Source organism: Desulfobaccales bacterium (assembly GCA_041648175.1).
In the GTDB taxonomy this organism is placed as follows: Bacteria; Desulfobacterota; Desulfobaccia; order Desulfobaccales; family 0-14-0-80-60-11; genus 0-14-0-80-60-11.
In genome coordinates this window covers 177,206-187,479 of the sequence record JBAZPO010000008.1, presented here as the reverse complement: position 1 = coordinate 187,479, position 10,274 = coordinate 177,206, and the positions used below count along the sequence as shown (strand labels likewise).

9 protein-coding genes and 2 tRNA genes are annotated in these 10,274 nt (G+C 57.3%); 10 read left to right on the top strand and 1 reads right to left on the bottom strand.

From position 1 onward, the window contains the following. The 6 genes from WC600_09815 to WC600_09790 form a co-directional block, all read left to right on the top strand. A partial coding sequence (locus WC600_09815) for a hypothetical protein (protein MFA4903030.1) occupies window positions 1-358 on the top strand: 358 nt, incomplete at its 5' end. A gap of 44 nt (window positions 359-402) precedes the next feature. Further along, the gene (locus WC600_09810; GenBank protein MFA4903029.1) at window positions 403-873 is read left to right on the top strand and encodes an ASCH domain-containing protein; all 471 of its coding nucleotides are present in this window, start codon (window positions 403-405) and stop codon (window positions 871-873) included. Beyond that, window positions 870-2,642 carry a ParB/RepB/Spo0J family partition protein gene (locus WC600_09805; protein ID MFA4903028.1) on the top strand — a complete coding sequence of 591 codons (1,773 nt, stop codon included), beginning with the start codon at window positions 870-872 and terminating at the stop codon, window positions 2,640-2,642. Before WC600_09810 ends, WC600_09805 begins: the two co-directional genes overlap by 4 nt. Window positions 2,643-2,645: 3 nt before the next feature. After that, a complete protein-coding gene (locus WC600_09800) occupies window positions 2,646-3,401 on the top strand; it encodes a hypothetical protein (protein MFA4903027.1) in 756 nt (251 codons plus the stop codon). 191 nt (window positions 3,402-3,592) lie between these two features. Further along, the gene (locus WC600_09795; protein ID MFA4903026.1) at window positions 3,593-4,588 is read left to right on the top strand and encodes a tyrosine-type recombinase/integrase; all 996 of its coding nucleotides are present in this window, start codon (window positions 3,593-3,595) and stop codon (window positions 4,586-4,588) included. 34 nt (window positions 4,589-4,622) lie between these two features. Beyond that, window positions 4,623-4,700: transfer RNA gene (locus WC600_09790), tRNA-Pro, on the top strand. A gap of 84 nt (window positions 4,701-4,784) precedes the next feature. Here the strand turns inward: WC600_09790 and WC600_09785 are convergent. Beyond that, window positions 4,785-4,859 (bottom strand) — tRNA-Val (locus WC600_09785). Between the two features lie 261 nt (window positions 4,860-5,120). Here WC600_09785 and glyQ point away from each other — a divergent pair. The 4 genes from glyQ (at window position 5,121) to WC600_09765 (ending at window position 10,268) form a co-directional block, all read left to right on the top strand. Continuing rightward, window positions 5,121-5,990, top strand: coding sequence for a glycine--tRNA ligase subunit alpha (gene glyQ / locus WC600_09780; GenBank protein MFA4903025.1), 870 nt, complete (start codon window positions 5,121-5,123; stop codon window positions 5,988-5,990). Between the two features lie 35 nt (window positions 5,991-6,025). Beyond that, window positions 6,026-8,095: a glycine--tRNA ligase subunit beta gene (gene glyS / locus WC600_09775; GenBank protein MFA4903024.1), complete on the top strand. Its 2,070-nt coding sequence runs from the start codon at window positions 6,026-6,028 to the stop codon at window positions 8,093-8,095. A 2-nt stretch (window positions 8,096-8,097) separates the two neighbouring features. Continuing rightward, entirely contained in the window at window positions 8,098-9,477 is a 1,380-nt protein-coding gene (gene ftsY / locus WC600_09770) for a signal recognition particle-docking protein FtsY (protein MFA4903023.1), read from the top strand. A gap of 293 nt (window positions 9,478-9,770) precedes the next feature. Continuing rightward, window positions 9,771-10,268, top strand: a complete 498-nt coding sequence (locus tag WC600_09765) for a VanZ family protein (GenBank protein ID MFA4903022.1) — start codon at window positions 9,771-9,773, stop codon at window positions 10,266-10,268. Window positions 10,269-10,274 lie beyond the last annotated feature (6 nt).

Genomic DNA, 10,274 nt, shown 5'->3' with positions numbered 1-10,274 from the left:
TGGCTGCTGGGCCTGCCCGCTCCAAAAATCCACCCAACTGGAACTGATCGGATTTCATACCAATGATGTTAAACGCTACAACGCCTTGAAGGATTTCAAGGAGGTTCTAGTAAACACCGCCAACACCTCCGCTTACCGCTCCCGGATCAGACGCAATGGAACGGTCGGCTGCGGGCCTTTTCTGGTGGAGATCCGCAAGAAGTTATTTACCAAATTGAAACAGGTGGAAGTGTTAACCGGATGGCAGTTAATCACTCAGACCGAGGAAATGATCATTAAAACCCACTGGCTCATTGACCAGGAAATACATAATGTGCCGGATGCCAAACACCCGATGCTTTGGGGAGCGGTGCAATGAGCCGCGCTACCCACTGAATGGCTGGCCGAGAAAAAGGAGATGGTTTGAAAATCAAAGCTTTATCACTTTGGCAGCCGTGGGCCTCGTTGATTGCGGTCGGGGCCAAGCAGTATGAAACGCGGTCTTGGAAAACTGATTACCGAGGGCCGCTGCTAATTTGTGCTGCGCAAGGGGGCCTGTCGGAAAAGGCTCTTAAAGAACTATTAATTCAGCCTAAATTTGTAAAAGCCCTTGAGCCTTTATTTGATGCCGGTGTGCCGGGTGACAATTTACAACAATGGATTCCTTCATGGTTCCTTCCTTTTGGTAAAGCCGTTGCGATTGCTCAATTAACAGCCTGCATTCCAACATTTCAATATCAAACCGATTGGATAGGACTTGAAGCAACCTTTGGCGACTTTTCTTCTGGCCGCTACGCCTGGAAACTGGAAAACGTCCGGGCCATTGAGCCGTTTCCGGTCAAGGGGCGCCAGGGTCTTTTCAAGATTGAAATTCCGGAGGATTTAGCCGCATGAGCCCCAGCGACAACCATGTCCATGAAATACCTCTCGACCAGATCCGCCCGGCGCCCTGGAACCCACCTTCCCGGATGATCCCTGAGAAGGTCAGGGACCTGGCGGAAAGCATCAGGATCGAGGGCCAGCAGGCGCCTGCGCTGGTGCGGCCGATCGAGGCCGGGCCCCCGATAAAGTACGAACTGGTCTGGGGCCACCGGCGCTATGCCGCAAAGCAGCTTTTGGCTGCCAAGGTCGACGCGGCCCATTTTTCACTTAAAACTTTTATCCGGGAGATGACCGAAGAGCAGGCCATGATCTCCTCGGGCATCGAAAATCTTCAGCGGGAAGGTTTTTCCGATATCGAAGAGGCGGAGTTCTTCCGGACCTGCAGCGAGCGCTACGGCGAGTCGGCCGTTAAGATTCTCTCGGAAAAGCTCTCCGTCTCCGACCGCTATATCCGCAAGCGCCTTAAAATTCTGGAGCTCCCGGAAGCAGCCCTGGAGCTCTGGCGCGCCGGCACCTGGCACGTCGGCCACATGGAGCAGCTCTTGCGTTTGGGTGATAATGACAAGGTTGCCTCCTTTATGAAGGACCTGGCCACCTGGCAGGTAAAAAGCCAGGACCTGCCCGTCTGGCGGTTAAAGGATAGAGTTGACCAGTTGGCCATCCCTCTCCACTCCGGCAGGTTTGATAAAACCGAATGTAAGGCGTGCCTTAAAAATACCGACTGCCAACTCCGGCTTTTTGGTGGTGAAAAAGAAAAGACCAAATGCCTCGATGAAGCATGTTTCCACAAAAAGCAGCAGGCCTGGCATGATGCGAATTGGGCTACCAGCAAGGCCAACAAATTCGGCACTCGCACTGCTTTGATTGGTGAATATGACACCAAACAGACCGGCTCCTTTTCATTTGGAGACTCTCCGCCACCCGCCGAAAAGTGTCTTTCCTGTCAACACTATGCCACCATCATACGTCTGAATGGCGAAAGTATTTACTCTTCCAAGAGCCAGGTCTGTCTGGGAAAGAGCACCTGCTATGCCGAAGTGAAGGCGGCCGGAGCTCAGAAAAAGAAGGGCAACCAGAAGGACACAAAGGTCAATCCCGATACTCCCCGGGTCGACTGGCATGGCGAATATTTCCGGCAGGAATTCTATAAAGAGGAAATCCCCCTGCTCATGGATCGTCTGGATAGCCAGGACCCGCGGCGCCTGCGACTGGCCCTGGCCACCTTTGTCTATTCCACCCGGGAGCTCAGCACCTGGTTCTGTCAACAGTTGGGGGTAGAACCGCCGAAAAAAGCAGAATGGGAAACCGCGGGCTATCTTTCTTTCCCCCGGCTCCTGGAGCTGGTGAAGACGCAATCCGGCCTGCAGGCCGAATTCCTGATGGCCATTGCTCTGGCCAAGATCGCTTTGGGGACCGGCTATGGTGCCGGCCGCTTCCGCTCCGAAATTTCCTTTACCGACGCCGACCGCCAGGCCCTGGCCGAATTCCTGGATATCGACTGGACCAGGTTCCAGGTCACCGAGGGATATCTGGAAAAGAAAACCAAGGCGGAACTGGTGCGGTTCATCGTCCATGACTCCGGCCTCTGGCAAACTCCCGAGTTTAAGGATGGGATGATTAAGCTTGGCTTTTCGACTGCCTTGACTCCGGAGCAATTGGCTGCTACCAAGAAGCCCCGCCTGGTGGAGCTCATCCTGCAATGCGGTGTGGATCTCCATGGCAGGCTGCCAAAAGAAATCGCCGACCGACCGAAACTACAGGCGAATGGCGAGTTGAGGTAAGCCATGCCCCGATACGGCTTCATCTGCGAAACCTGCCAGCAGCCCAAGACCGCCTATCGGACGGCAAAACAAGGCCCGCCCCGGTTCTGCTGTAATATCTGTAAGGTCAAGGGCCTGTCAGGGCGGTCCCTCAAGCCGGTGCGTCATGTCATCACCCCCTTAATGCACGAACAGATCAAGCGGGCATATGAGGGGAGCACCGGTAAAGGCCAGATCCGGGACCTGGCGCAACGCCTCAACCTACCCCGCTGGAAAGTCACCAAATATGCTCAAGCTCAAGGCCTGGTGGCGGTCCAGAAGAAAGAGCCCAACTGGACGGAGCCGGAATTGCGCATCCTGGAGCAGAAAGCCCATTGCTGCCCGGCGGTGATCCGGCGCCACCTCAAGGCGGCAGGATACACCAGGTCAGAGGTTGGTATCGTCCTGAAACGCAAGCGCCAGCGCTTTACCCAGAACCTCAAGGGCCAACCGGCCACCACTCTGGCCCTGTGCTTCGGAGTGGATACCAAGACCGTCACTCGCTGGATCGAGAAGGGTTATCTCCAGACCAAAAAGCGGGGCACGCTGAGGACCCCGCAGCAAGGTGGCGATGAGTGGTTTATCAAGGACTCGAATATCAAGGAGTTCATCGTCAATTACCCCAATTTCGTTGACTTCCGGAAGGTCGATAAGGAATGGCTCATCTCTCTTTTGACCGACGGCCAGATGCCGACTGTGAGCGACAGTGAGGGTCGGGGTTATGAGGCGGCTCAGTATTGATCACCTCCCCACCATCCCCCAAGCCGCCGAAAGCTTGTAAATTATGATTGACCAGAGCGCCCGACTCTTGACCCGCGAAACCCTGGCTGAATACCTGGGTATTGACCCCAGATCGGTTGACAGGTATTATCGCGTGTGTGGGATCAGGATTCCAGGCGCCCGCGGCTGGCGCTGGGAGTTGGGAGCGGTACATGAGTTTATTCAGAGACAACAGGACGGGGCTGTGGCGCTGGGAGTTCGAGCACAACAAGGAACGGTTCACCGGCTACGGCTACAAAACCAAGGGGGAGGCCAGGACCGCCCGAGAGGAAAAGCGGAAGGAAGTCAAGAAGCCCAAGACCCCGGAAGGCATGGACTTTAAAGAATTGGCCAACCTTTATCTGGATTATGCCGAAAGAAAGTTCGTCCCGAAAACCTACAAATACAAAGCCAGCGTCTACCGGCAATTCTTAGAGCACTGCGGGACCCTGCCGGCCGAAAAAATCACCATCCCTATTATCGAATCCTATCTCAAGACCCGACAGGGGAACATCAATTATAACCGTCATCGCAAAGACCTCTGCGCCCTGTTCCATTGGGCCTATCGCCGCCGCCTTATACCGGAAAACCTCTGTGATTGGCTGGAAAAAATGCCGGAGCCAAAGTACCACCGGGAAATCCCTACGCAAGAGGAAATGAGCAAGATCATCCTGGCCGCAGGGGAATACCGGCCCTTTATCCTGGTGCTGTACCACACCCTGGCACGCCTGGATGAAGCCTTGCGCCTGAGATGGTCAGATGTGAACTTTACCGACCGGACGGTCATTCTTTGGACCAGGAAGCGCATGGGGGGGGAATGGGAATCAGATATCATCTTTATGAACCAAGTGCTTTATGATACGCTGTGGGGACTCTGGCAGGGCCGGAAACAAGACGAATGGGTGTTCTATAACCGAGTCACCGGGGGACGATATAACCGCCGCCCCAAGATCATGCGGACTATTTGCGCCCAGGCCGGAGTGCAGCTCTACGGCTTTCACGCTATCCGGCACTATGTGGCCTCCCGACTGTTCGATGAGAAGAAATGGAGCATGGCGAAAGTGAGCCGCTTACTTCGGCACCAAAACAAGCAGACCACGGAGAAATATTTGCAGGTTGAAGATCAGGGGTTAAGGCAGGTTATGGAGAGCCTTGAAGGTGATTTTTAGAGTAAACCCCACGAAAAGGCACAACCGAAAACTTCGGGACGTAGCGCAGCCTGGTTAGCGCGCCTGCTTTGGGAGCAGGAAGCCGGCGGTTCGAATCCGCCCGTCCCGACCAGGTTATCTCATCCCCCACCGTGTTACAAATAAACGATAAAAGCAAAAAGGGGTTACGGCCTCGACCGTAACCCCTTGATATATCTGGTAGGCACGAGGGGATTTGAACCCCTGACCCCTACCGCGTCAAGGTAGTGCTCTCCCCCTGAGCTACGTGCCTGTAGGGTGATAGTTCTCATATAACCTGCGATGCACGCCGCGTCAAGAGCGGAAAAAGCTCCGGCCAAAAAAAGCTGGACTTTATCTTGATCATTCCTCCCCCTTCCCCAGTGAGTTCTTCAGGCAGCTATCGGGGAGCACGTCTCTTCAGGGCATGAAAAATGCCGGCCTCGGCGCTCGGGGGCTCCCGGTGAAAACCTTGACAAGATGGAGTCTAACACGTTAGATTGTACAGATATTTTTTCCTTAAAGGAGAGGCGGGATGACTTTTCAGGAACTGTTGATGACCCTGCAGCGCTTCTGGGCCGACCGGGGCTGCGTCATCCAACAACCGTACGACATCGAGGTCGGGGCCGGCACCTTTAACCCCGCCACCCTGCTTCGGGTCCTGGGGCCGGAACCCTGGAACGTGGCCTATGTGGAGCCGAGCCGTCGGCCCACTGACGGGCGCTACGGCGAGAACCCCAACCGCCTGCAACATTACTACCAGTACCAGGTGATCCTGAAACCCTCTCCGAAAAATATCCAGGAACTCTATCTCGATAGCTTGCGGGCCCTGGGGCTCGATCCCCTGGACCATGATATCCGCTTTGTGGAAGACGACTGGGAGTCCCCCACCCTGGGAGCCTGGGGTCTCGGCTGGGAGGTGTGGCTGGACGGCATGGAAATCACCCAGTTCACCTACTTCCAACAGGCGGGCTCCATCGACCTGTACCCGGTGAGCGTCGAGTTGACCTACGGCCCGGAGCGCATCGCCATGTATATCCAGAAAAAGGCCAGCGTCTACGACCTGGAATGGACTAAAGGCGTCAAATACGGCGACGTGCACCATCGGGGCGAAGTGGAGCACTCCATCTATAATTTCGAGCAAGCCGACGTGGATATGCTCTTTCGCCTTTTCGATATGTACGAAGTCGAAGCCTTGCGCATTATCGGCCTGAACCTGGTGCTACCGGCCTACGATTACTGCCTGAAATGTTCCCATACTTTTAATCTTCTGAATGCCCGGGGCGCCATCAGCGTGGCCGAGCGCAGCAGCCTCATCGGCCGGGTGCGGCAACTGGCCCGCCTCTGCGCCGAAGGCTATCTGAAACAACGGGAAGAAATGGGCTTTCCGTTGCTGAAAAAGTAACTTCCAGCTATCGCTTAAGTCACACGAGGATCACCATGGCGAAAGAATTGTTATTGGAGATTGGCACTGAAGAGATCCCGGCCCGTTTTCTCCCGCCGGCGTTGGAGGAGATGGCTGCCTCTTTCCGCAAGCTGTTGGACGCCGAGCGCATCGGTGTGGGAGAGATCCTCACCTATGGCACCCCCAGACGTTTGGCCCTGGTGGCCCGGGAGCTAGCCGAGGCCCAGGCCGAGGTCGCAACCGAGGAAATCGGCCCCCCAAAAGCCGTTGCTTTTGACGCGGCTGGCAAGCCCACGCCTGCGGCCCAGGGTTTTGCCAAGAAGCAAGGTGTGGCGGTAAGCGACCTCATCGAAGTGGACACCCCTCGGGGCGTCTATCTGGCGATAAAGAAGAGCACCACCGGGCGGCCCACCGCGGAGCGCCTGCCGGAGCTGCTGCCGGGATTTATTTTGGGGCTGAGTTTCCCCAAATCCATGCACTGGGGCGCCGAGACCATTACCTTTGCCCGGCCCATCCACTGGATTTTGGCCCGCTACGGCGGCGCGGTGGTGCCTTTTGCGCTGGGAGATGTGACCAGCGGTGGCGATACCCGGGGGCATCGCTTTTTAGCTCCCCAGGCCGTGGAGGTGGCCGATGGTCAGGCCTATGTTGCGGCCCTCAAAGCGGCCAACGTCATCGTGGACCCGGCCGCGCGCCGGGCTTTGCTGGAGCAGGAGTTGACTCAGGCCGCCGCCGGGGTTAAGGGCGAGGTGGTGGCCAATCCCGGGCTGCTGGAGGAAAACACCTTCCTGGTGGAATATCCTTCCGTGGTGGTGGGAAATTTTGAGGACAAATTTCTGGCCCTGCCCGACGAGGTCCTCATTACCTCCATGCGGGAGCACCAGCGCTATTTCTCCTTGAGAGGGCAAGACGGCCGTTTGCTGCCTCATTTCATTGCGGTGAATAACACCCTGACCCGGGACCCCAACGTGGTGCGCCAGGGCCACGAACGCGTCATCCGGGCCCGGCTTTCCGACGCCATGTTCTTCTACCAGGAAGACGCCAAGGTGCCCCTGGCCAACCGGGTGGACGCCCTGAAAGGCGTAATGTTTCACTCTCTCCTGGGAACCTCTTATGAGAAGATGGAGCGCTTCCGGGAACTGGCCGCGGCACTCGCGGCGCAACTGGCCCCGGAACTTACGGACCAGGTCAAGCGAGCCGCCACCCTGTGCAAGGCCGACATCACCACGGAAATGGTGGGGGAATTCCCCAGCCTGCAAGGGGTCATGGGCCGTCAGTACGCCAAACTGTCCGGTGAGGCTCCGGAAGTGGCGGAGGCCCTGTTCACCCATTACCTGCCGCGTCATGCCGATGATGAGCTGCCTAAGGATCGGATCGGCGCCCTGGTAAGTCTGGCGGACCGCCTGGACACTATCTGCGGCTGCTTCGGGGTGGGCTTGAGCCCCACAGGGACCGCCGACCCTTATGGTCTCAGGCGCCATGCCCTGGCCGTCATCCGCATTGTCCGCAGTCAGGAACTGCACCTGGATCTGGCGGCAGCCGTGGCCGCAGCGCTTGAACTTCTCAAGGGCAAAATCAGCCGCAATATGGCGGATACGGCCCTGGAGGTCCTGGACTTCTTCCAGACCCGGCTGCAGCATCTCCTTTTGACGGAAGGTTTTGAGCACGAAACCATCACTGCGGTTCTGGCCGCGGGCTGGCGGGATGTGGTGGACGCGGCGGACAAGGTGCGAGCCCTGCACGAGTTCCGCCAGAACCCGGAGTTTCCTTCCCTGGCCCTGGCCTTTAAACGGGTCATCAATATTGCCCAGGCGGCCGAGCCCGGCGAGGTGAACTCCGCCCTTTTCGAACATGGGGAAGAGAACATTCTCTATCAATCCACGAAAGTGATGGAGGAGCAAGTGACTCAGGCCTTGGAGCAACGGGATTATTCCGAGGTCTGCGGGGTTTTGGCCAGACTCAGGGGACCGGTGGACTGCTTTTTCGATAAGGTCCTGGTGATGGCTGAGGATCCTAAGCTGCGCCGCAACCGTCTGGCTCTGCTGGTCCGCATCAGCCAGACCTTCCTGAAGATGGCCGACTTCTCTAAAATTACCACGGCCTAGCGATGCGCCGCTGGTTCCGCCGCAAAGGCAAGGATAAAGACCAGGAGGAGGAGCTCGAAGCAGCTCCCGTGGAGGAGACTGCGCCGGAGCCCGAGGCTCCTGTGGAATTATCCGAAGCCGGGACCGAGGCGATCGGGGAGCCCGAACTTAAGGCCCCGGAGGTTTCTCTTTTTGAACCTGAAGTGGCAGCCGAGACTGAGTCTACGCCTGCACGCCGCGGCTTTTTTCGCCGCTGGCGCCGGGAAGTGCAGGAGGAAGTCCTAGCGCCGGAGGAAACGGTCTCCCCGCTCGAACTTTCTGGCGAGATTCCTCCCGAACCCCTCACGTCCCCAGAAGTCGACATATTGTCGCCCCTCCCAGCCACCCCCGAAGCCGGGAAACCGATCTCCCAAGAGACCCTCGCGGCGGAAGTGGCTCCCGAAATTCAAGCAGCCGAGGACCTGGAACTTCCCGGGGAAGTGAACGAAGTGGTTCGCCGCAAGCGCTTTTCGCGCCTCCGGGAACGGCTGCACCGGACCCGGGAAGCCTTCAGCGGCAGGCTGGACCGGCTATTCAGGGGTCGCAAGGTTGTCGACGCCGAACTTTTAGATGAACTTGAAGAATTGCTGATTACCGCCGACCTGGGAGTCGACACCAGCCTCTTTCTGATCCAGGCGTTACAGGACAAATTAAAGCGCCGGGAACTGGCGGATGTGGAAAAGCTCAAAGCCGCGCTCAAGGCCGAGATGTTCGCCCTGCTCACGGCCCCGGCCCTTCAGGAAGTGAGCGCCCATCCCCGAGTGGTGCTGCTGGTGGGAGTCAATGGGGTGGGCAAAACTACCAGCCTGGCCAAGCTGGCCTACCGGGACCGCCACCTGGGGCTGACCCCCATGCTGGTGGCCGGGGATACTTTCCGGGCCGCGGCGGTGGAGCAGTTGGAAATTTGGGGGGAGCGCGTGGGCGCTCCGGTGGTCAAACAAAAGACCGGGGCCGACCCCGCTGCAGTGGTCTTCGATGGCCTGGCCGCAGCTGTAGCCCGGGGCGTGGATACGGTTTATGTGGACACCGCTGGTCGGCTCCACACCAAAGTCAACTTGATGGAGGAGTTGAAAAAGATTCACCGTACCGCGGCCAAGAAAATTCCCGGCGCGCCTCATGAGGTGCTCCTCGTCCTGGACGCCACCACCGGGCAGAATGCCTTGAATCAGGCCCGGTTATTTCATGAAGCCGTGGGGGTCACTGGCCTTATCCTCACCAAAATGGACGGCACCGCCAAGGGGGGTGTGGCCCTGGCGGTTGTCCATGAGACCGGCATACCGCTGCTCTTCATCGGGGTGGGAGAGGCCATGGAAGATCTGCGCCCCTTTGACGCCGAGGCTTTTGTAGAGGCAATCCTGGGATAAAGGGAGGGTTGCCGCCGCGGTCGGGCCATTGGCCGATTTTTAGAAGCAATTTTATAGTTAGATATTTTACGATGAATATCAATCTCTTATCTTTGCTGCCTGAATTACGTTTATCACTTCCTTAATAAAATCCTGAGAAAGTGAGTCTAATGAATCTTAAGGCTAACTTCATTACTGCCAGGGGGCTTCGGCAGCTTGAGGGGGTATTTGGTTCAAGGTTCAAGGTTTAAGGCAAGTCGAGTTTTTTAACTTTTAACCTTGAACTTTGAACTCTCCAAAAGGGAACTGCGCCGTTGAAGATTTTTTGGCGGGACCCATACTTTTTGCATTATTGGCTGCCCCCTATCCTCTGGGCCCTGGCAATCCTCGTCATGTCGGGAGATGTAGGCTCGGCTCAGAAAAGCCTTGGGCTGCTGAAATTGCTCCTGGATTGGTTCGTGGTCCTGAAACCGGCCCAGATTAATATGGTCAATTTTTATCTCCGAAAAACCGGCCATGTTCTGGCTTACGGCCTGATGTACTTTCTCTGGTTCCGGGCTTTTCGGGGACATCTGAGCGCCGATCCGGGACGCTCTTTTCTTTATGCCTTGGGACTTTGCCTCCTGGTGTCCATGACCGACGAGGCCCACCAGAGCTTTACCAAGTTCCGGGGAGGCAGCGGTTATGATGTCCTTCTGGATCTGTCCGGCGCAAGCCTCGCGGCCCTGATCACCTTTGCGGTCTGGACGCCCCGGCCCAAAGCCGCAGCCCTGGCCGGGCCAGACGGGCGACACCCCGCCGGGCCGGGATAATCTTTG